We start from the raw sequence: 21,014 nt of genomic DNA, 5'->3' as shown, positions 1-21,014 counted from the left end.
TCCCGGTTTAGTTACAGGTCAACGACTTAATCCTACAGTTCAACAGGTAATCAATGGCCAGTCCATTTACCAGTGGCATATTTGCTGTAAATGATGATGTATGCAACACCTCTCCGTTTTAGTGATCAGCAGTATGATGTTCGTCCGGTCATTATTTGGTGATACCAGTGAATTTAAGCTGGTAAAACAGGATAATGCCATTTCGTTGTATGAAAGGTGGATACCCGGCGCAGATGGTGAAAATGTAAGGGAGATCAAAGCCGTCTTCCTGGTGAAATGCGCCGTACCGGCGGTGATCGGACTTTTCAAAGACCAGGCGCATGGCCGCGACTGGAATACCAATGCCAGCGAATACCGGATTGCGGCGGCGCCAGATCCCCGCCACTGGATCACTTATATTAAATATGATATCCCCTGGCCGGTCGACGACCAGGACTGCTGCCTGCTTTACCGCTACCAGGAAATTTCCAGCGACGCTGCAGAAGTGGTATTTGAAAGTATCACGGATCATCGCTTCCCTCTATACAATAAAACAACACGGATTACCGGCACGCGGGGAAAATGGATCATGGCGTCTTCGGGGGACGGGCAGCTGCGGATCACTTATATGGTCACCACCGACCGTAGCAGGAAAATTCCCCGCTGGGTATCCGATCCCATCATTCATGATAACCTGTTCAAAACAATGACAAAATTTAAAAGCCTGCTTGAAAATAAAACATATGCCAGACAATAAATACACGCTCATCACCGGCGCCAGCTCCGGTTTGGGCAAAGAATTCGCCATTCAATGCGCCAGGAAAGGCATGAACATTATTCTAATTGCCCTGCCGGGCAGCCGCCTTCAATCCATGGCGGAGAACCTGGAACTGGAATACCGCATCTACGTAAAAGTGTTTGAATTTGACCTGTCCGACAGCGATGTACTGAAGCAGCAACTGCAGCTTATTACCCGCGACTATCCCATTAATTTCCTCATTAATAATGCGGGCATCGGCGGTACCTCTTCCATCACCCATACCTCACTGGAACGGATAGACGAAATCATGATGCTCAATGTAAGAAGCACCGTTTTACTTACCCACCTGCTGATCCCGCACCTGCTGAAACATCCGCAGAGCTATATCATGAACATTGCCAGTATGGCTGCTTTCACGCCCATTGCCTATAAAACGGTGTACCCGGCATCCAAGGCATTTATCTCGTCTTTCTTTCTTGGACTAAAAGAAGAACTGGCAGATACCAGTGTATCCGTGAGCGTAGTATACCCCGGCCCTATTATGACCAACTCGCACACGTCGCGGCGGATCATCAGCCAGGGATTGAAAGGAAAGATGGGCCTGTTGTCTACCCCCGACATTGCAGACATTGCGCTGAGAGGAACGCTTGCCGGACACCCGGTGATCATACCCGGGTGGATGAATAAGCTCAATCACATACTGATGCAGTTGCTGCCACTCTCCTTCAGGATGAGGATCGTATCCAGGGAAGTGAAAAAAGAGATCCCCTATAGTTTATCTGTCTAAAAAAAATTCATGAAAAAAGTACTGATCACCGGCGCCAACGGCTTCCTGGGTTCCAATTTAACACGGGAACTATATCGCATGGGGTTTGACATAAAAATTTTAATCCGGCCTTCGGCCGATATGAAAGGCATCGAGGACATTCCCTGTGAAATCTTTTACGGGAGTATCAGCAACAACGACGATGTACATGAAGCCGTGAAGGGCTGTGACATTGTGATCCATGCCGCCTGTATTACCGCACAATGGGGCGTTTCGTTTGCCGAATATGAACATACCAACTTTACCGCCACCAGGTATATTACCGCGGCCTGCCTCGAGCACCGGGTACAGAAATTCATTTATGTCAGCACCGCCAACACCATCGGGCCGGGCGATAAAAACAGTCCGGGTAACGAACTGAATGGCTTTACCCTGTTCAACGCCAACTCCGGCTACATCAACACCAAGTACCTCGCGCAGCAATACGTGCTTGAACAGGTGGCCAGCAGGCAACTCCCGGGCATCGTGGTAAACCCCACCTTTATGATAGGGCCGCATGATGTGAAGCCCAGCTCCGGTAAACTGATCCTGTACGGACTAAAACACCGGCTGCTGTTCTATCCGCCGGGAGGCAAAAACTTTGTGCATATCAAAGATGTATGCCGCGGTATTATCAACGCTATTGAAAAAGGCAAAACGGGCGACTGCTACCTGCTGGCCGGTCAGAACCTCAGCTATGCAGAATTCTTCCGGCTGTTGAAAAAGATTTCCGGTAAGCGGCAGCTGCTCATTCCGATACCTGCCTTTATCCTGAAAGCAGCGGGTATCATAGGTTCCCTGCCAGGCATCTCCGGCAAATTAAATTATACCACGGCTTATATGCTATGCCTGGACAATTACTATTCCGGTAAAAAATCGGAGCGGGAACTGCAACTCAGTTACACCCCCGTAGAAGCAGCTGTTACCGGCGCATTTACGTGGTTTAAGGAAAATAACTACATTTAGTACTATACAACCCATCAGATGAACTTCCAGGAAAATGAAAAATTGTTCTCCAGTAAACTATTCCTGTATCTTTCCAGGATACTGATACTGTATACCTTCAGCATCATCTTCAAATCCTTTGACCATACCTTCGTGAAAGGTTTACGGATACTGGATTACAGGGGGCAGATGTTCAGCCTGTTCTATGTAATTTTTGGTCTTATTGCCTGGGAAGGCGCCACCTGGCTGGCCCGCACCACAGAAAGAAAAACGGTGAACAAACATACTTCCGGCAAACTGGTGTTCCTGTCGGCGGTCCTCGTGGTGTACGGTATGCTGGTAGCCTTCCTGTTTGGCTTCTTCTATTCAGTGACCGACATCCTGCTATTTAACCGCTATGAAGCATGGGATAGCTTCCGGCATTTCAGCTACGACCTCAATTTCGGCACGTTTATGTTTTACCTGCTGATACTGGCATTTAACGGTATCATCTTTTACTATTCCGGCTGGAAGGAATACCAGCTGCAAACAGAAAGACTGATGCGGGAAAACATCCAGGCGAGATATGATGCGTTACGTAACCAGATAGACCCGCACTTCTTTTTTAATTCGCTCAGCGTGCTGACCAACCTGGTATATAAAAGCGCGGACCTCTCTGCTGATTATATTACACAGCTGGCAAAAACATACCGGTATATTCTTGATAAAAAATTTGAAAACCTGGTGCCGGTGCAAACAGAACTGGATTTTCTTGACGCCTATCTTTTCCTGATCCAGATCCGCCACCAGCAAAGCATACAGTTTAGCGCTGACATTCCTGACAAGATAAAGACCAAAGGCATGATTCCCCCGGTAACCCTGCAAATGCTGATTGAAAACGCCATCAAGCATAACCGGTTTTCCGCGCAGGATCCACTGCTGATCACCATTAAAAGTGACGGCCATTTCCTGGTCGTGTCCAATCACAAGCGGCCAAAAGTTCACCCGGAAATATCCTCCGGCATAGGACTCGAAAATATTCAGAAAAGATATGCGCTGATCAGCAACAGCAATATTGAAATCAGTGAAACAGCAGAGATGTTTATTGTAAAACTACCCATTATCAGTGGCTCATGAGAATCGTTATTTTTGAAGATGAAATGCATAATGCCGAGCGGCTTACCCAGTTGCTGCACAAGTGTAATGCCGCGATAGAGATCGCTGCCGTTATTACTTCCGTGGAAGAAGGCATCCGCTGGTTGGAACAACAGCAGCCGGTAGACCTGATGCTGATGGATATCCAGCTGTCCGACGGCAACTGCTTTGAAATATTCAGCAAAACAAAAGTACGCACGCCTATCATTTTCACCACCGCATATGATGGCTTTGCCTTACAGGCTTTCAAGGTAAACAGTATCGATTACCTGTTAAAACCTATTGACCTTGACGATTTAAAGAATGCACTGAAAAAATACGATCAGTTCAGGCCAGCCAATAACTATACCGTAGACATCAGCAGGATTGCAGAAGAATTCCTGCGCCGCGACAGCGCCCGTTTTATCGGCAGGATCAACAACCAGCTGATCTATGTAAAAGCAAAAGACATTGCCTGGCTGCAGTTTGCACGGGGCGCCACCTGGGCCACCACCGTCACCAATCAGCGGGTGCCGCTGGATTACTCCCTTGACCAGATTGAACAGTTGCTGGACAAGCACCAGTTTTTTCGCATCAACCGGCAGTTTATTATCCAGATAGATGCCATTAAAAAGATCACCACTTATTACAATAGCAGGTTAATTCTTCAATTAGCGCCCGATGTTGATACTGATGTTATTATTAGCCGTGAAAGGGTTTCTGAATTCAAAAACTGGCTCGAAGGGAAGAGTGAGAGCGCGTGATTAGAGCGAATTTTGTCTTTCTCGCTGATTTTGCTGATTAGTTTGATTTTTACTTTTGGATTTTTTTAGATTTCTTTGATTTTTTAATAATAATTAAGGGAGATAAGAGCGAATATATCCGCTTATATCTCCCTTAATCCTTTATAAAATCCAAAAGTAAAAATCAAACTAATCAGCAAAATCAGCGTAATCAGCGAGAAAGACAAAATTCGCTCCGATCACCTTATTTAGAATTGAAGAAGATTTTAAAGGTGCTTCCTTCGTGTAACTTGCTGTCCACCTCCGTCATCCCGCCGGAAGCATCCACAATTTTCCGGACAAGGAACAAGCCGATGCCTAACCCTTCCATTTCCGGATGCAGGCGCTTATACATATTGAAGACAGTATTGAGTTTATCCTGTTCTATCCCGATACCATTGTCTTTTACTTCCAGCAACAGGAATCCGTTTTCCTTACGGGTATTGATTTGAATTTGCAGCAGCCGGTCCGGCGACCGGAATTTAAGGGCATTGGTGAGAAGATTGTAAATAATGCTACGAAGGTTTTTCCTGGAAAACACCAGATGGCTTTCTTCCAGGTTCCTAGTAATTAAGACCCTGGCAGCCCGTACTTTGTCCTGTATACTAACAAGCACGTCATCCAGTATGGCGTTAATATCAACTTCCTGTACTTCCTTGAGTGATTCGCTTTCAATCTTTCCTACTTCCGCCAGCTCCCGCAGGTTTTCTTTAAACTTGACAATAGAAGACTGGATCATATCTGTATACCTGACAGTTTCTTTGTCCTGCATATCCAGTTTCTCTCCCAACAATTTCATCAATCCTTCTATATTTGTAAGTGGTCCTAACAAATCATGGGAAGCTGAGTATACAAAATTGTCCAGGTCATCATTGATCCGTTGCAGGCTCAGGTTGGAACGATGTAATTCCAGCTGGGCTTTATTTAGCAGGGTAATATCGTTAAACGAAACAATGGCGCCATCCTGTGCCTGGTCCAGTTGCCGGATATAGGGCATTATCATCATCTGATACCAGTTACCGTTCAGTGATTCCACTACCTTCGACAGTACTGTACCATTTTTAATGACCAGCCGGAGGTCATCTTCCAGGGAATTATTTTTAAAGTTGACGGTAATATTCTGGATAGGTCTGCCGATATCGCCTTCCTGAAGATTGACATGTTTTATGGCGGCAGGGGAAAACTTTTTCAGCTTCAGGTTATTGTCTACAAACAATTGCCCGTTGAGGTTACTCCTGAAATAATTATCCATATCATCGTTCAGCACAATGAGTTCTTTTATTTTCAACTGGTAGTCGGTGTTAATCGTTTGCAACTCTTCATTTACCGACTGCATTTCTTCATTGGCACTTTGCATTTCTTCGTTGGCAGAAACCAGTTCCTCGTTGAACGACTGCATATTTTCATTGGAGGCTTCCAGCTTCTCCGTGACATCCTGCAACCGTTCGCGGGTATCTTTTAATTCTTCTTCCAGGCTTTGCAGGCCTGCATTGAGATATGTTTGTACGTCAAAAGGCTGTACGCCCTTCTTTTGTTCGTCATTGTTTTCGCTGAAAAGCACCAGCAAGAGGGAACGCTCGCCTTCCCTTGCGTGAAGCGGACGGATCGTAAGGTTAACAATCTTTGCCGGGTTGTAATCTGCCACCGGGATACCACTTACAACTACCCGCTCATTTTCCTTCCTGGCTTGCCGGGCAGCTGTTACATATACTACCCCCAGCGATTTTGGCAGCAGCTCCACCAGGTCGAAACTGAAGATCTGCTGCAACAGGAAGTGCTCTACCTTGCCCAAATATTTAACGACCTGGTTATCCTGGTCCACGCATATCCCTGCAACATTTACTTCTTCCAGCAACATTTCATTTACCTCTTCCAACATAATGCTTCTCTTACCGGCACTACCGGTTTTTTTTGATGGAATCAAAGGCGCCATACTACTATCCGCTATCATCACAGGTGTAAAAATATCGAACCTTACAGACCTGGCCGATTCCTGGTTACGGTATATTTTCCATTTCTTACTAATTTCTGTGAGATAGGACAGTAACATTCCAGGATTTTCACTGGAACCGAGGAACAGGTATCCTTTCTGATTAAGCCCGAAATGCAGCATTGAAAGCGCCTTCTTCTGCAGGGATATATTCATGTAAATGAGCAGATTGCGGCAACTGATCAGATCCATGTTACAGTAGGGCGGATTCTTTACAACATTATGCTGTGCGAAGATCAGCATTTTGCGGATCTGTTGTTTGATGCGGTAGCCATTACCTTCCTGGCTAAAATACCGCTCCAGTCTTTCTGCTGACAACTCATTCCGGATATGTTCTCCATACAAACCTTTACCGGCGAACTCCAGTGCAGGCTTATCTATATCAGTGGCAAATACTTTTACGGGAATATTCTTACCGGATTTTTCCAAGTGTTCATGTAACAGGATCGCCATGGTATAGGCTTCTTCCCCGGTGGCACATCCTGCTATCCAGATTTTTATTTCTTCCTCTTCCTTTTTCCGCTGTACAATTTCCGGCAGCACAGTTTCAGCCATTACTTCAAATGCCTCCGGATTCCTGAAGAAAGCGGATACACTGATCATAAAGCTCTGGGCCAGTGTTTCCACTTCGCCGGGGTGTGCCAGCAGGTATTGATAATAAGCTGCCACATCATCTAAAGCGAGATATACCATACGTCGCCTGATACGCCGCAGAATGGTAGTGGGCTTATATTCTGAAAAATCAAAAGGCAAACGCTCCCTGATAAGGTCAATAATAGCGATCACACTTTTATCTTCCATTGCCTGCGCAGCAGGGGGCAAAATACTTCTCTTCGCCTTGTTTACATACCGGGTGATCACGATTGGCATATCTGCCGGGGCCAGTATATGATCTGCCGCACCGGTGGCAATTGCCTCCAAAGGCATACTGCTATACTGTGCAGTATCCGGATCCTGCACTATAATTAATCCGCCTGCCCTGCTGATATTCACGATTCCTTCACTGCCATCATCACCGGAGCCTGAAAGTATGACGGCTATGATCTGATATTCGCTGTCTAATGCGAGTGAGTTGAAAAAGGTATTGATCGTTTTGTGGGGAGCTGAACTGCTATTCTTGTCTTTCAGCAACAGGCGGCCATCCTGTATGGTCATGCATTGCTGACTGGGGATCAGGTACACCTGGTTAGGCTCTACCAGCATATTATTGGCTGCCTCTGTGACCTTTAGCTGACTGTGCCGGGACAGTATTTCTGCCATCCTGCTTTTATAATCGGCAGAAAGATGTTGTATAATCACGTAAGAAGCTTGCGCCAGTGGAGTATGGTCAAAAAAAGACTGTAGCTCTTCTAAACCACCTGCGGAAGCGCCTATGGCAATAATAAAATGGGGCTCCTGATTATAATGAGTACTCATGCAAAATATTTAAGTCGACTTCTCTTCCTATTCTGATGAGACCACTGTTAAATGCCGGTTATATTTCATCTAATGTAGGAAATAATAACCGGCTGCCAATTTTTATTACTTGCCGTTAAATGTTAATTGTCCCCTACCTTTAAATATCTGTTAATCAGGGCGCCTAATTTTTCGTAGCCTGTTTCGTTGGGATGCAGGCCATCGGTAAATAGTTGCTCGTCAATTTTCCCGGATGGTTGAAGGAAGAGTTTTCCGGCATCTACGTATTGTATGTTTTTACCGGCAGTGTGTTTTGCGATCAGCTGGTTAATGCGCACTACCCTGCTTTCCATATTGCGACGAGGCAGAATGCCCATCAGTATGATTTTAGTGCTGCCTTGTTTGGCCTGTATTTGTTGCAGCAGGAACTTAATGCCGCCAACAATTTCTTCATCAGTATTTACCTGCAGGTTGTTGGTGCCAATCATCAGTACAATATAACGGGGAGTAATGCCATCCAGTTCGCCGTGTTGTACGCGCCATAATACATTTTCTACCCGGTCCCAGCCGAAGCCCATATTCACGGCCTGTTTAGGCTCAAAGTACTTATCCCATGAGCTGGTACCCCTGCGTACTTTGGCGACGGGGTTGCCGCCCCAGAAATGCGTAATGGAGTTGCCCATAAACACTACTTTCGGCTGGTGTGCTTTGTTCCACGCCATCACTTCCTCATGCCTGGTTTCCCAGTCGTAGTTGGCGGCATCGCGGCGTTGCGTAATGGGCGTGGTGGTAACTGTGCTGTCGGTTTCGTCGTGAAAAATTTCACGGATCTTTTTCGCATAGGCGTTGGCGTAGTGCATCATCCCAATATCGTTGGGATGGGTGCCATCTACCATGCTTTCAATGTCCTGGCCTATTTCTTCTTTTGTGAGCAGGCTGATATTTTTAACGCCGGCTTTCAGCAGGGAGTCTCTTACTTCCCGCAGGGTGATGTTTACCTGCGTATACGTAGCTTTGCGGGTGGAATCCATTTCACCGTCGGTGTACCCGTCGTGTTCCGTGAGCAGGATAGGCGTACCGGGCCGTTGCTTCTGCAAAAATGTAACGGCGTAGGTTATACGTTTTTTCAGTTCCGCACCGGCGTATTGGGCGCCGGTGAGATTAGGCAGGCAATCCAGCACAAAGAGACGGGCATCCAGTTCGGCTACCCGGTCGAGTACTTCCTTCTCCAGGCGGCCGTTGCCGGAGAACGCGAGATTGATTACGGGCGTTTCCAGCTGCCGGGAAAGGAGGTTAGTCCAGGCCATACCCGGCCGTGATGCGCAGGCGCCCTGGGCAATGGAGGTGCCGTATACCACAATGGGCGCCGCTTTCCGGACCGGCAGCGGCTTGAATATACTTTCTTCCGGTACATCTACAGATAACCATTTTACAGAATTATACAACGGCAGATAAAGTGTGTAATCGATATTTTTTACATGGTGATCATATTTCTTCAGGCGGGTGAACCGGTATACGATGGTATCGCGGAAGTTGTATTTCCCGGCGCACCACATCCACTCTCCATCTATGCTTTTGGCGTAGAGGTCTACCCCGCTTACGCCGGTGGCGGCCATGTGCGGCATGGCTGCGGGGCCGGAAACGGTATACTTTATCACTATTTCATCGGCATCTGTTCTGAAGCGGAGACTGAGCCCTGCACTGTTGTTCGACAAGTTCCATACCGGCGGCCGCACTTCTTTTTCGGATATTGCGGGCAGGCGGTCGTAATAGTTTTTTAGCCCGGTTTTCCATCCTTGTCCTTCCAGTGCGTATACACTGTCGGTGGTGGCTGGCGTCCATGTTTTAAAAACACGGGGTGTTTGTCCAAAGCACATACCGGCGAACAGTAGCAGTGCAGCGGTGATGGGCATCATTTTCATCTTCATAACATACGCGAATTTTGTCTTTCTCACTGATTACGCTGATTATAGTGATTATATTTTAGTGGAGATGGGTAGCAGCTAGTAGCCCCACTTTTTCATTACGGCCAGGTCGTCGCGCACGGCATCCAGTGGCGCCTGTCCCTGGTAGGACTCCTGCTCAATAATAAAGTGTTTGGTACCACCGGATTTTTTACCGAGATCAATCACTTCTTTCACCGGTATAATACCCTTGCCCAATACGGTGCTTTCATATTTACCGCCCATTTCTCCCTTGTCTGTTTTAATTTCATCTTTGACGTGCATTAGCTCAAAGCGGCCAGGGTATTGCTTAATAATATCCAGTGCTATACCCCCGGCATGGTACATATTGCCGATATCCAGCTGTTGCGCCACCAGGGAAGGATCCGTGTTTTGCAGGATGAGGTCGAAGATCTTTTGCCCGTTCAGCTGCTGGCTGAATTCAAAATCATGGTTATGGTAGCCGAACTTCATACCTGATTTTTTACACAAAGCGCCGCTTTTATTGAATACGTCCATATAGGCTTTAAAGTCGTCGTAATTTTTACGGAGGCTTTCATCCAGCCAAGGGCTGATCACATAGTGCTGTCCTACGATGGCGGCATCTTCCACGGTATATTTCCATTCGTCGGTGAAATCATTTTTTGCTGCATCCCAATGCTGTTTGCCCATTACGGTATGTCCGCTTGGCATCAGCAGGCCGAGATCATCCAGGAGTTTTTTAAACTCTTTGGCGGAATAGCCATAAAATTTCCGCTGGCTGTACCCTGCATGTTCCACATTTTTGTATCCCATGGCGGCCAGTTGTTTGAGCGTACCCAACGGGTCTTTCTTCATATCATCACGGATAGAATATAGCTGTATGCCCAGCACGGGCTTACGTACCGTGGCTGCCAGCAGATCATTTGACAGCAATGCAGTGCCGGCGATCGCCAGGCTCCCTTTCAACAGGAAATTTCTTCTTGAAATACTCATAGTAAAAGATATTTTGAATGTTGAATGATGACTGTTAAAGTGCAAATGCCAGGTAAGTATCTCCTGATTTCTTTCCCAGCTTACCGCCACCGCAGGCGATCACCACAAATTGTTTTCCTTCCACTTCGTACACCGCAGGTGTGGCAAAGCCGCAGGCGGGCAGGTCGGTTTCCCACAGCAGCTGTCCTGTTCTTTTATTAAAAGCCCTGAACTTGCTGTCGGCCGTAGCGGCAATGAACAGCAGGCCGCCGGCGGTTACCACTGGTCCTCCGTAATTTTCCGTACCACTGTGAATGCCTTTTGCTTTCAGTTCGGGGTAATCGCCCAGGGTGTCTTTCCACAGCACTTTTCCCGTGTTAAGGTCAATGGCGCTCAGTGTGCCCCAGGGCGGCATTACGGCCGGGTATCCTTCTTTCGTTAAAAATTTATTATAGCCGGTAGTGCGGTAAGGTAAATTCGTATATGCATTTACGCTTTTCCGCGGTGCAATAAAAGGTTGTTGTTGTTTCGACTTTACATCCAGTAAAAAAACGGCTAATGCTTTTTTCTCGCTGCTGTCCAGCTGTTTGAAAGCCGGCATCATTCTGCGGCCGGTATTCACCAGTTGCTCCAATGCTGTTTCCGTATACTTTGCCTGGATATTTAAGAGAGATGGAAAATTACCGCCGTCTTTGCGCTCCGGTCCGTGGCACGACATACAATTGGCGGTATACAACCGTTTCCCTGCCTGGAGTTGTGTTTCGGTAGCGGAAGGATGCTCGTCTTTTGCTTCCACCATCGTGAGCACCCAGGGCATTTCGCTGGCGTTTACATACAGGATACCCGTTTCAGGATCTGCTGCCGGGCCGCCCCATTCGGCGCCGCCATCAAAGCCAGGAAAGATCACGGTGCCTTGCCTGGAGGGCGACAGGAAAATGTGGCCGGTTTTATAGGATGCCAGCCGCGCTTTGATATCGGCATAGGACGAATCCGGCACCAGGGTGTTCAGGTCCTTCTCCGACAGCGACTGCCGCACAAATGGTTTAAAAAAGGTGGGCATGGGCTGCGTGGGCGATGCCCATTCCCCGGGTAAGGTGGTATCGGCCGGTATAGGCGTTTCCGTTACGGGGTATAGCGGCTGGCCGGTGCGACGGTCCAGCAGGAAAATGAATCCCGTTTTCGTCACCTGTACCACTGCTTCCACCTGCTGCCCGTCTTTTTTCACGGTTATCAGCATGGGCGCCGTAGGCAGGTCCCTGTCCCACAGGTCGTGATGCACTGTTTGAAAATGCCAGATCCTTTTGCCAGTGGCTGCATCCAGTGCCAGCACGCAATTGGCGAAAAGGTTGTTGCCGGGTCTTTTGCCGCCGTAAAAATCATCTGTGGCAGATCCCACCGGTGCATACACGATGCCTTTCTCTTCATCCAGACTGAATCCTGCCCAGGAGTTGGCCCCGCCGGTATGTTGCCAGGCGTCTTTGTCGTTCCACGAATCATAGCCTTCTTCTCCCGGTTGCGGGATGGTATGGAAAATCCATTTCAACCGGCCGTTGTGCACATCGTAAGCGCGGATGTAGCCCGGAGCTGCGCCAGCGGCTTCTCCCACGCGGGTGCCTACGATCAGCAGGTTTTTATAGATGATGCCCGGTGTGGTGGATGTGATATCCAGTTGATCCATGTTACGGCCCATATCGCGGTGAAGATCCACATACCCGCTGTCGCCAAAGGCCTTAACAGGCACGCCGCTTTGGGCATCTATACAATACAGCCGGCCGCCGGCCGTATAAAAAATGCGTTGTTCTTTGCCCCCGTTTTCATAATAGGTAATGCCCCTGCAGGGATTAAACTGGAAAGCGTTCTTTTCGCTGGCCTTTACAGGGTCAAATGTCCAGTACAACTTTCCTGTAGCTGCTTGCACGGCAAATAGTTTCAGCTGTGGGGAAACACCGTACAGCCGTTCTCCCACCACGATGGGGTTCACCTGGATCTGCGTACGTTCTGCGGTGTCGCCGGTACGGTATGCCCAGGCGATCTTTAATTGTGATACATTGCTGGTATCCAATTCCGTTAAGGCGCTGTAGTGAATGTTTTCCTTACTGCCGCCGTATACCTGCCAGGTGCGGTGAGCAGTGTTTTTCGAGGTGCAGGATAGTAATAACGTGGAAACTATCAACCCATAACTGAATTTCAGGAGCATCGGAAAGAAAGTGATTTTCTGTTCCTTTAAAAATATACTTTTTAAAATTATTTTTTAATAAAACTACGGCAATGGTAAAAATAACAAAGAGAAGGCAGGGCGCCTTCTCTTTGTTATTCCGTATGCCATTAATATTATCCTTTCATTTTCACTACCAGCAGGCCATCCGGCACATCGCCGGGGCGGAGCCCCGAGAGGTCTACCAGGCAGTCCTTTCCCTTCTGCTGCCACCTGATGGCTTTGGTGCTGCCAAGCACAGTGGCCACAGCGCCTTTTGCCGGCGTATAATCGCGGATCACCACCTGCTGACGGTAAGAGGGAACGAAGCAATACAAAGCGCCCGGCTTCTGGGTGAAGAACAATTCCACGTTGGCATGCTGATCTGATTTTTTCACCAGCTGCGAAATGTTGTAACCAGACATATAGCTGGCTTCCTTCGTTTCAGGGCGTTTACCCGTACTCCATTGCTGGCTTACCTTCCAGGGTTTGGAATCGTAGATGGCTTCCCCGTTTACTTCCAGCCATTTGCCGATGTCCAGCAGTTTTTGCTGCATGATTACCGGAATACGGCCATCTGCAGTGGGTCCGATGTCCAGGAGGAGGTTACCACCCCGGGATACGATATCTACCAGCATCAGTACCAGGTCCGCGCTTTTCTTGTAGTCGTCCGCGGTTTCCATACGGTTATAGCCATACGATTGCCCGATACCCTGGCTCTCTTCCCAGATAACGCCGGGCTGCATGCCGCTGCCATACTCAGAAGTAAGATAGGTAGCGCCGTTGTTTTTACCACGGGTATTACTGCCCCAGCGGTCATCCACCACTACTTCATTTTTTACCGGCGATTCATTAAACAGCCAGGCCAGCAGCGAGGGGCTTTGCCAGGCCGTATCGGTCAGTTCCCATTCTCCATCCGAAAATATAACAGAAGGTTTGTAACGGGTAACCAGGTCTTTGAACTGCGGCGTCATTACTTCTTTTACATACCGTTGTTTATCTTTTAACCAGAGCGGGTTAAACCATTCGTACAGGGAATAATAGTAGCCCATCTTCAGCCCTTCCTTGCGCACAGCGTCCGTGAGATCGCCCAGCAAATCGCGTTTAGGCGTTCCCGTAACAGCGTTCCAGGAATGCCCCCAGGATTCGTTTGCCTGTTTGTTGTCCCACAGGCAATAGCCTTCATGATGCTTGGAAGTAAGCACTACGTATTTAGCGCCGGAGCGGCGGAATATTGAGGCCCACTGCTGCGGGTTATACAGCGAAGCGGTGAACTGGCTTTCAAAATTTTCATAAGGTGCATCCTTTCCGTAATTCTTATCATGAAAAGCCTGTACCTGCTGATGGGAACCTTCTTTACTGCCTCTCAGGTTGTACCAGTACCATTCGGAATAACCACCGGGGCCTACCACGGCATAAGACGGCACTGCATACACTCCCCAGTGAATAAAGATGCCGAACTTGGCATTGCTGAACCAGGCAGGAATGCCCCGCTTATTGAGGGAATTCCAGTTGGCTTCATATTGCTGGGCAAAAACCAGGGAAGCGCTCATCAGCAAAATGAGTATCCCGATACCGCGTTTTATCATAACAGGAAATTTAGATCTTAATGGTCCTCAAAATTAATCAATGCATTCACCTATAATAATGGTATTTTCTCTGAATATGATAAATACTTCCCTGTCGCGCTGCCTGCCGGTGTTGTCTGCACATTTACCCCGGACGTCTATTCTTCCTTAATGAACGCCGTTAATGCGGCTAGCTTTATAAAAATCAGTAGCTTTATCCGGACAGCAGATGAAAAAAAATATCTCCCTGAAAAAAATTACGATCGCGCTGCATATAGTGATATGGAGCGTAATACTGTTGTTGCCCTATATCGTTTCCAGTGCAGCGAATGGCTACCGGATAGGCAGCTTGCCTGGCTTGTTCTTTACCCTTTCCGGTATTATCCATATGGCCATCTTTTATATCCATGCCCTGGTGCTGTATCCCAGGCTGTGGAACAGGCGGTATTGGTGGCTTTATTTTCCTGCGGTTATACTGCTGATAGGACTGTCGTTCCCATTAAAATATACGATCATGGCACATTGGTTCCCGGATGTTGCGCGGGACCTGGCAGCGTATAAATTTGTGTTCGGCCCGTCGGTGGCGGTATATTTTATCAGCCTGGTATACTGCCGTGTAACGGATATGCTGCGCGCAGAAAGACGGCAGAAGGAGCAACAGGCGGAGCAACTCAGTTCGGAACTGAAATTCCTGCGTTCACAGGTGAGTCCGCATTTCCTGTTTAATGTGCTAACCAACCTGGTATCGCTGGCCAGGAAAAAATCCGACCAGCTGGAACCGGCGCTTCTCATGCTATCCGACCTGATGCGTTATATGCTGTATGATACGGGGAAAAAGGTGCTGCTTTCCCAGGAGATCCTGTACCTCAACAGTTACATTGCCCTGCAAAAGCTGCGCTTCGGTAACGAAGTGGCCATTAACGTGAAAATGGCCGCCAGTCAGGCTGCCGGCAACCACAACATAGAACCTATGCTGCTGATTCCATTTGTGGAAAACGCTTTCAAGCACGGTACCGGCTATACGCCGCATCCTGCTATTGATATACAGCTGGCCATGAAAGAAGATGTACTTATCTTTGAAGTACTGAATGAATACGATAACGATCCCAATGCCAGCAAAGACGAAAACTCTGGTATTGGCTTGGCAAATGTAAGAACAAGACTGCAACTGCTGTACCCCGGACGGCATCAGTTGCAGATCAGGGACGAACCACCGCTGTTTCATATTACCCTAACACTGAAGCTCACATGATACGTTGTATAGCCGTAGATGATGAACAACTGGTAAGGGAATTGCTGGAAGATAATATCCGGCAGGTGCCCTTCCTGCAACTGGTAAAAACCTGCCGCAATGCCATGGAAGCACTGGAGGTATTACAGCAGGAGCCCATTGACCTTATTTTCCTGGACATACAAATGCCCCGGCTGAATGGCCTGCAGCTATTGCAATCGCTGCAGCAACCTCCCATGGTGATTCTTGTTACCGCCTATGAAGAATACGCACTGCAAGGATTTAACCTCCAGGTAGTAGACTACCTGCTTAAACCATTCTCCTTTGAACGTTTTCTGAAAGCGTGTAACCGTGCCAGTGAGTTGTTCCGCCTGAAAAGGCCGGCGATTGCAGAAGACCATTCCTTTTTTGTAAACGTGGAATATACCCAGGTAAAGATCCTCACTGCCGACATTACCTATATAGAAGGATTAAAAGATTATATCAAGATCCACCTGTCCGGTACGGCCAAACCCGTGCTCACCCGCATGACCATGAAAGCGATGGAGGAAAAACTTCCTGCCGGCGCTTTTATCCGCACGCATAAATCCTACCTTGTGGCCGTGAAGAAAATCACTACAGTGAAACGCGACCTCGTATGCATCGGCAATATTGAAATACCGGTGAGTGAATTCTATAAAGAGAACGTCACCCGGATGCTGCAATCCTGAACCGTTCCTGTTTTGTCGCTACACTTTCCCTTCCCGTCTACTCTCCAAAATAACAGTCACTCATCCCGGTAGCTTTGCGGTTATAATACTAACCGTCATGAAAACAGGGTTATTTTTCATCGCACTCCTTCCCTTTGCCGCCTACGCGCAGAGCAAACAGGACACCACTATAAAAAGTAAACGTCCCCTGCAGGAAGTAGTAGTAAGCGCCGGCAGCTTTGAAGCCAGCGACCGCGCCAAAGGCGCCTCGCTCACCCCTATCGACGCCGTAACGGTGGCCGGCAGTAATGCTGATATTGCACAGGCGCTGCGCTCCCTGCCCGGCGCCCAGCAGATCGGTGAACAATCAGGACTTTTTGTGCGCGGTGGCACCGGTGATGAAACGCGGCAGTTCATCGACGGTACCCTGCTCAAAACACCCAACTACCCCGCTGTTCCCGGCGTGCCGCAGTATGCCCGCATCAACCCCTTCCTGTTCAAAGGCATCCTGTTCAGCTCAGGAGGATACTCCGCTTTATACGGCTCCGCCATGAGCAGCGCGCTCATTATGGAAAGCACCGACCTGCCGGAAAAAACGTCCGCCAGCTTCAGCGTATTCCCCGCCAACCTGGGCGCGGGTTTCCAGCACCTGGCCCAGGATAATAAAAGCAGTTATGGCGTGAACCTGAATTACAGCAATCAATCGCTGTACAACAGCGTAGTGCCGCAGGTACCTGATTATTTCGCAGGACCGGCATATGCAGATGGCAACTTCAACTTCAGGATACGTACCGGCAAAACAGGTATGCTCAAACTGTACAGCAACTGGAGCTGCAGTAATGTGGGTATGCGCAAACCAGACATCGACAGTGCCGTGCTCAATGCAGGGTACCAGGTGCGCGGCTGGAACAGCTACAATAATCTCAGCTTCCGCAGCTACCTGGACAACAACTGGAAGATGGACCTCGGCGCCGTGTACAACCACAACCGCGAAGCTACGGCCAACAGCCTCACGGATGCAAAAGGTAATACCGCTGTTTCATCTCTCCCTTATAAAACAGGCAGCCACACCATCCGCACTGATTTTGCGCAGGCCAGGGTTGTATTCACCCGCTTCTTTTCCAAAGGACAAGCGCTGCGCTTTGGCGCTGAACATTTTTATACCCGCGATAAAGGCTTCTCCAACGACAGCGCTATTGCCTTAACGGATCACCTGTCGGCCGCTTTTGCCGAAGGCGATATTTACCTCGCCCCCAACCTCGCCGCCAAAGCCGGTGTACGCATGGAATATGCTACCGTGCTCCGCAAGCTGGTGGCAGCGCCCAGGATAAGCCTTGCTTACCGCCTCCCTGATGCCAGCCAGTTTAACCTGGCCTATGGCATCTTTTACCAGGAGCCGGCCAACGAATTTCTTTACCAGTTCCGTGATCTCAATTTTTCCAGCGCTACCCACTATGTGCTGAACTACACCAAAAAAGCCAACAACCGTTTCTTCCGGGCAGAGTTGTATTATAAAAAATACCGCAACCTGGTTAAAATAATACCCGCATTGAGCAATAACGGGAACGGCTATGCGCAGGGAGTTGAACTTTTCTGGCGGGATAAAAAAAGTATCAAAGACCTGGACTATTGGATAACGTATACCTACCTGGATACCAAACGTAACTATCTTGATTATCCTTATGCCCTCCGGCCTTCCTTCACGGCGCCGCATACCACCACGGTGGCTGTTAAAAAGTTTTTCCGGGAGATCAGCACCAACGTGAATGTTTCCTGGGCGCTGGCAGCAGGACGGCCCTACTATAATATCAGTACCCACGGTATTACGGACCAGGGCACCACTAAGGCATATAACATCGCCAACCTGCACGTGGCTTACCTCTGCTCCTTCTTTAAAAACCGGAAGTGGAAAGACTTCTCCGGCTTTGCGATGGGGGTTAACAACCTCTTTGGAACCAAACAGGTGTTCGGTTATCAATACAGTGCAAACGGGCAATTCAGGGAGCCGGTAACGCTGCCGGCTACACGTGGTTATTTCATCGGCGTATTTATGAGTTTCGGTATAGACCGTACCGACGACTTTCTTAATAATAATTTATAAAACACTAAACACATCAACATGAAAAAGTTATTTATCTGCACCCTTATGTTAGTATCAGGCTACAGCAGCATGGCGCAATCCAATGCATTACAGCAAGCCGTTAACCAGCTGGACCAGGCCCAAACGGTGAAAGATTATGCGGCGCTGGAGAAAACATTTTCCGGTATCAGCGAACAACCGGCCTGGCTGCCGCCCTACTATGCGGCGCTGTGTAATGCAAAGACAGGCTTCCTCTTGCAGGACGACGGCGAAAAGATAGAACCCTTCGCCGACCGCGGGGAAGCAATGGCGCAAAAAGCGCTCTCCTTGCTGGACAGCACTAAGCAGAAAAAAGAACTGGCGGAAGTATACACCGTACTAAGTATGGTATACCGTACCAGGGTGTTCATCAATCCGATGACCTACGGCCGTAAATACGGCGTACTGTCCGGACAGATGCTTCAGAAAGCGCTGGCATTGGACCCTGGTAATCCACGCGCATTGTATGTGGCGGCGTGGGTAAAATACTATACGCCGAAAATGTGGGGCGGCGATAAGGAACAGGCAAAAAAACTGGCTACAGAAAGCCTGCAAAAGCTGGGCAACCCCGGCACAGATGTGTACCCGCACTGGGGCCGGACAGACGATCAGCAATTGCTGGGTAAAATTAAATAACCTTTAAAAAGAATGATTATGGGATTTGGAATTGTTATTGTGCTGCGTGTGCTGTTTGCGGCCAGCATGGTATTTATTATCGGTTATGTTTTTGGCGGATTTTCAAAAAAACCGGCCCTTCGCACTATCACTAAAGTAGCTTCCATACTGGTGATTGTATTATTTATTGCGGCTAATGTATTACTCACCCGGATGGCTATACGCCATTGGAATAATGATCCCGGGTGCCACCGCGGGCATGAGGAAAGAACAACCATTGTACGTCCGTAAAAACCAGCAGGACCGGCTGCTATGGCCGGTCCTTTTTTACATCAAACCTGCCGCTTTTAACGACGTGGTTACCTTTGTGATCAGTTCATGGGTAGTGCGTTCATACGCATCATCCGATTCGTTGCTCACCCAGCAACTCAGGATCACTTTCACCGCGCCTCCATCGATGCCGCTATACCAAACTGTTTTGGGTTTATCCGGCACTACGGCTTTCATCTGCACTACAATATCTGTCATGATCTTTTCCGCCTCCTTCAGTTTATCCGACAATGGAATAGAGAAGGTGAGTGCAATGCGCCGCAGTGGTGTGAGTGAATGATTGATAATAGGTTTCTGGAAAATTTCCTTATTCGGAATAATGACATGCAGGCCATCTGCGGTGATCATGGTAGTGGATCTTAGCTGGATGGCATCTACCCTGCCGGTAAAACCGTTGGTTTCAATAATATGACCTACCTCAAACGGCTTTTTAAAAGTGATAAAAATACCGGAAATAAAATTGGCGGTCAGGTCCTGGAAAGCAAAGCCAAGTGCCAGTCCGATAATACCAGCGCCTGCCAGCAATGAGGTAACGGCTTTATCCAACCGCAATACATTCAGCGAAATAAATAAGCCCAGCAATAAAAACAGGATATAGAATAAGCTGGATACCAGGTTGGAGATGGCGGGTGTTTCAGACAACCGTTGCGAAAACCGGTAGGTGATTTTACGGGTAAAACGCGCCAGCAATAAAAACAGCGTAAAGATGATCACCGCCAGTATAAAATTGGGCGTCATTTTAACCGCGGTAATAAACCAGTTATGCAGTTTATCAAAGATCAGCTGACTGTAGCTGGTAAATTGTTCGTTCATACACTATAGAATAAAATGCACAATACCTGTAAATATCTCTACAAACCTATGCTTCATATAAAAAAAAGGCGGGTGAATAACCGGCCTCAGACAGAATGGGTTTCGCTACATTAAACACTTTCAGGCCGTTGATCTGGCCTTCGAGCTTCCCCACATGGGCATGCCCATGGAAGGCCGCCACTACCTTACGTCTTGTTAAGGGTTCTGCCAGGCGGGAGCAGCCCAGGAATGGGTAGATCTCCTGTGATTCTCCCACTACCGTTTCCAATACAGGAGAATAATGCATCAGTGCAATTTTCCGGATATCGGGATGTTCCTGGTCCAGCCGCGCCAGCGCCCTGTCGAGCCGCAAAGCCTCATCCACCCCCGTTTGCACGAAAGCTTTCATTTCATCTTCTCCGAACATAGAGAGCATATGACCATCGAATCCACCGCCGAAACCCTTTACGCCGGCAAATCCTATCCCGTTGATGATCGTGCATTCGCCATCCAGGATATGTACATCGTGGGTTTCCTGGATGATTTGCCGGATCAGTTTGTGCCGCCCTTTCTCGTAATCATGATTGCCTAATACGGCTACAACGGGGATGGTGCAGGCAGCCAGTTCTCCGGCCAATACCTGTGCTTCTGATTCATCACCGGTATCGGTCAGATCGCCCGCAATGAGCAATACATCTGCCTTAGCGGAGATGGCTTTGAAATAATCCGTCCACTTCCCTTTGTCGTTGGCGCCTATATGCAGGTCGCCTACCGCTGCTATCCTCGTTGGTTGTGTAGCTGCTGCCATAA

At 48.3% G+C, this 21,014-nt stretch carries 17 protein-coding genes; 10 read left to right on the top strand and 7 right to left on the bottom strand.

Annotated features, from left to right (window positions below):
- Positions 1 to 100: 100 nt before the first annotated feature.
- The 5 genes from QFZ51_RS15135 to QFZ51_RS15115 are packed head-to-tail and all read left to right on the top strand — an operon-like array spanning position 101 to position 4,366.
- Positions 101 to 736, top strand: a complete 636-nt coding sequence (locus QFZ51_RS15135; RefSeq protein WP_429046890.1) for an START domain-containing protein — start codon at positions 101 to 103, stop codon at positions 734 to 736.
- Positions 723 to 1,526 (top strand): SDR family NAD(P)-dependent oxidoreductase, encoded by an 804-nt coding sequence (locus tag QFZ51_RS15130; RefSeq protein WP_429046889.1) that lies wholly within the window; start codon positions 723 to 725, stop codon positions 1,524 to 1,526. The genes QFZ51_RS15135 and QFZ51_RS15130 overlap by 14 nt, the downstream gene beginning before the upstream one ends.
- 9 nt (positions 1,527 to 1,535) lie before the next feature.
- Positions 1,536 to 2,510, top strand: a complete 975-nt coding sequence (locus QFZ51_RS15125; protein ID WP_429046888.1) for an NAD-dependent epimerase/dehydratase family protein — start codon at positions 1,536 to 1,538, stop codon at positions 2,508 to 2,510.
- Positions 2,511 to 2,528: 18 nt separating this feature from the next.
- Complete coding sequence (locus QFZ51_RS15120) at positions 2,529 to 3,605, top strand: sensor histidine kinase (protein ID WP_429046886.1); 1,077 nt, start codon at positions 2,529 to 2,531, stop codon at positions 3,603 to 3,605.
- On the top strand, positions 3,602 to 4,366 hold the full coding sequence (locus tag QFZ51_RS15115) for a LytR/AlgR family response regulator transcription factor (RefSeq protein WP_429046885.1): 765 nt from the start codon (positions 3,602 to 3,604) through the stop codon (positions 4,364 to 4,366). The genes QFZ51_RS15120 and QFZ51_RS15115 overlap by 4 nt, the downstream gene beginning before the upstream one ends.
- A 223-nt stretch (positions 4,367 to 4,589) precedes the next feature.
- Here QFZ51_RS15115 and QFZ51_RS15110 read toward each other — a convergent pair whose 3' ends face one another.
- From QFZ51_RS15110 to QFZ51_RS15090, 5 genes are all read right to left on the bottom strand, one after another.
- Positions 4,590 to 7,790, bottom strand: a complete 3,201-nt coding sequence (locus QFZ51_RS15110) for a chemotaxis protein CheB (protein ID WP_429046883.1) — start codon at positions 7,788 to 7,790, stop codon at positions 4,590 to 4,592.
- Positions 7,791 to 7,912: 122 nt separating this feature from the next.
- Positions 7,913 to 9,697 carry an SGNH/GDSL hydrolase family protein gene (locus tag QFZ51_RS15105; protein WP_429046881.1) on the bottom strand — a complete coding sequence of 595 codons (1,785 nt, stop codon included), beginning with the start codon at positions 9,695 to 9,697 and terminating at the stop codon, positions 7,913 to 7,915.
- A gap of 75 nt (positions 9,698 to 9,772) precedes the next feature.
- Entirely contained in the window at positions 9,773 to 10,687 is a 915-nt protein-coding gene (locus tag QFZ51_RS15100) for a sugar phosphate isomerase/epimerase family protein (RefSeq protein WP_429046879.1), read from the bottom strand.
- Positions 10,688 to 10,721: 34 nt separating this feature from the next.
- Complete coding sequence (locus tag QFZ51_RS15095; RefSeq protein ID WP_429046877.1) at positions 10,722 to 12,863, bottom strand: PQQ-binding-like beta-propeller repeat protein; 2,142 nt, start codon at positions 12,861 to 12,863, stop codon at positions 10,722 to 10,724.
- A 134-nt stretch (positions 12,864 to 12,997) separates the two neighbouring features.
- Positions 12,998 to 14,449, bottom strand: coding sequence for an alpha-L-fucosidase (locus tag QFZ51_RS15090; protein ID WP_429046875.1), 1,452 nt, complete (start codon positions 14,447 to 14,449; stop codon positions 12,998 to 13,000).
- A 208-nt stretch (positions 14,450 to 14,657) separates the two neighbouring features.
- Between QFZ51_RS15090 and QFZ51_RS15085 the strand changes: the two genes are divergently transcribed.
- The 5 genes from QFZ51_RS15085 to QFZ51_RS15065 all read left to right on the top strand — a co-directional run bounded on the left by QFZ51_RS15085 (position 14,658) and on the right by QFZ51_RS15065 (position 19,373).
- On the top strand, positions 14,658 to 15,680 hold the full coding sequence (locus QFZ51_RS15085; RefSeq protein WP_429046874.1) for a sensor histidine kinase: 1,023 nt from the start codon (positions 14,658 to 14,660) through the stop codon (positions 15,678 to 15,680).
- Positions 15,677 to 16,369, top strand: coding sequence for a LytR/AlgR family response regulator transcription factor (locus QFZ51_RS15080; protein ID WP_429046873.1), 693 nt, complete (start codon positions 15,677 to 15,679; stop codon positions 16,367 to 16,369). Before QFZ51_RS15085 ends, QFZ51_RS15080 begins: the two co-directional genes overlap by 4 nt.
- Before the next feature lie 97 nt (positions 16,370 to 16,466).
- Positions 16,467 to 18,449, top strand: coding sequence for a TonB-dependent receptor plug domain-containing protein (locus QFZ51_RS15075; protein ID WP_429046872.1), 1,983 nt, complete (start codon positions 16,467 to 16,469; stop codon positions 18,447 to 18,449).
- Positions 18,450 to 18,467: 18 nt separating this feature from the next.
- Positions 18,468 to 19,103: a hypothetical protein gene (locus tag QFZ51_RS15070; RefSeq protein ID WP_429046871.1), complete on the top strand. Its 636-nt coding sequence runs from the start codon at positions 18,468 to 18,470 to the stop codon at positions 19,101 to 19,103.
- 18 nt (positions 19,104 to 19,121) lie between these two features.
- Positions 19,122 to 19,373, top strand: a complete 252-nt coding sequence (locus QFZ51_RS15065; protein ID WP_429046870.1) for a hypothetical protein — start codon at positions 19,122 to 19,124, stop codon at positions 19,371 to 19,373.
- 36 nt (positions 19,374 to 19,409) lie between these two features.
- Here the strand turns inward: QFZ51_RS15065 and QFZ51_RS15060 are convergent, their stop codons facing one another.
- Together QFZ51_RS15060 and QFZ51_RS15055 are read right to left on the bottom strand one after the other, a co-directional pair.
- Entirely contained in the window at positions 19,410 to 20,225 is an 816-nt protein-coding gene (locus QFZ51_RS15060; protein WP_429046869.1) for a mechanosensitive ion channel family protein, read from the bottom strand.
- A 46-nt stretch (positions 20,226 to 20,271) separates the two neighbouring features.
- Positions 20,272 to 21,012: a metallophosphoesterase family protein gene (locus QFZ51_RS15055; protein WP_429046868.1), complete on the bottom strand. Its 741-nt coding sequence runs from the start codon at positions 21,010 to 21,012 to the stop codon at positions 20,272 to 20,274.
- Positions 21,013 to 21,014 lie beyond the last annotated feature (2 nt).

The organism is Chitinophaga sp. W3I9 (assembly GCF_050434025.1).
Lineage (GTDB): Bacteria > Bacteroidota > Bacteroidia > Chitinophagales > Chitinophagaceae > Chitinophaga.
The sequence above is the reverse complement of the archived record's forward strand: the minus strand, read 5'-3'. Positions and strand labels throughout refer to the sequence as shown.

Bases quoted from the DNA above. Each gene is read 5' to 3' on its own strand.
- QFZ51_RS15135 (WP_429046890.1), top strand. From the start codon at position 101: ATGCAACACCTCTCCGTTTTAGTGATCAGCAGTATGATGTTCGTCCGG.
- QFZ51_RS15130 (WP_429046889.1), top strand. From the start codon at position 723: ATGCCAGACAATAAATACACGCTCATCACCGGCGCCAGCTCCGGTTTG.
- QFZ51_RS15125 (WP_429046888.1), top strand. From the start codon at position 1,536: ATGAAAAAAGTACTGATCACCGGCGCCAACGGCTTCCTGGGTTCCAAT.
- QFZ51_RS15120 (WP_429046886.1), top strand. From the start codon at position 2,529: ATGAACTTCCAGGAAAATGAAAAATTGTTCTCCAGTAAACTATTCCTG.
- QFZ51_RS15115 (WP_429046885.1), top strand. From the start codon at position 3,602: ATGAGAATCGTTATTTTTGAAGATGAAATGCATAATGCCGAGCGGCTT.
- QFZ51_RS15110 (WP_429046883.1), bottom strand. From the start codon at position 7,790: ATGAGTACTCATTATAATCAGGAGCCCCATTTTATTATTGCCATAGGC.
- QFZ51_RS15105 (WP_429046881.1), bottom strand. From the start codon at position 9,697: ATGAAGATGAAAATGATGCCCATCACCGCTGCACTGCTACTGTTCGCC.
- QFZ51_RS15100 (WP_429046879.1), bottom strand. From the start codon at position 10,687: ATGAGTATTTCAAGAAGAAATTTCCTGTTGAAAGGGAGCCTGGCGATC.
- QFZ51_RS15095 (WP_429046877.1), bottom strand. From the start codon at position 12,863: ATGCTCCTGAAATTCAGTTATGGGTTGATAGTTTCCACGTTATTACTA.
- QFZ51_RS15090 (WP_429046875.1), bottom strand. From the start codon at position 14,449: ATGATAAAACGCGGTATCGGGATACTCATTTTGCTGATGAGCGCTTCC.
- QFZ51_RS15085 (WP_429046874.1), top strand. From the start codon at position 14,658: ATGAAAAAAAATATCTCCCTGAAAAAAATTACGATCGCGCTGCATATA.
- QFZ51_RS15080 (WP_429046873.1), top strand. From the start codon at position 15,677: ATGATACGTTGTATAGCCGTAGATGATGAACAACTGGTAAGGGAATTG.
- QFZ51_RS15075 (WP_429046872.1), top strand. From the start codon at position 16,467: ATGAAAACAGGGTTATTTTTCATCGCACTCCTTCCCTTTGCCGCCTAC.
- QFZ51_RS15070 (WP_429046871.1), top strand. From the start codon at position 18,468: ATGAAAAAGTTATTTATCTGCACCCTTATGTTAGTATCAGGCTACAGC.
- QFZ51_RS15065 (WP_429046870.1), top strand. From the start codon at position 19,122: ATGGGATTTGGAATTGTTATTGTGCTGCGTGTGCTGTTTGCGGCCAGC.
- QFZ51_RS15060 (WP_429046869.1), bottom strand. From the start codon at position 20,225: ATGAACGAACAATTTACCAGCTACAGTCAGCTGATCTTTGATAAACTG.
- QFZ51_RS15055 (WP_429046868.1), bottom strand. From the start codon at position 21,012: ATGGCAGCAGCTACACAACCAACGAGGATAGCAGCGGTAGGCGACCTG.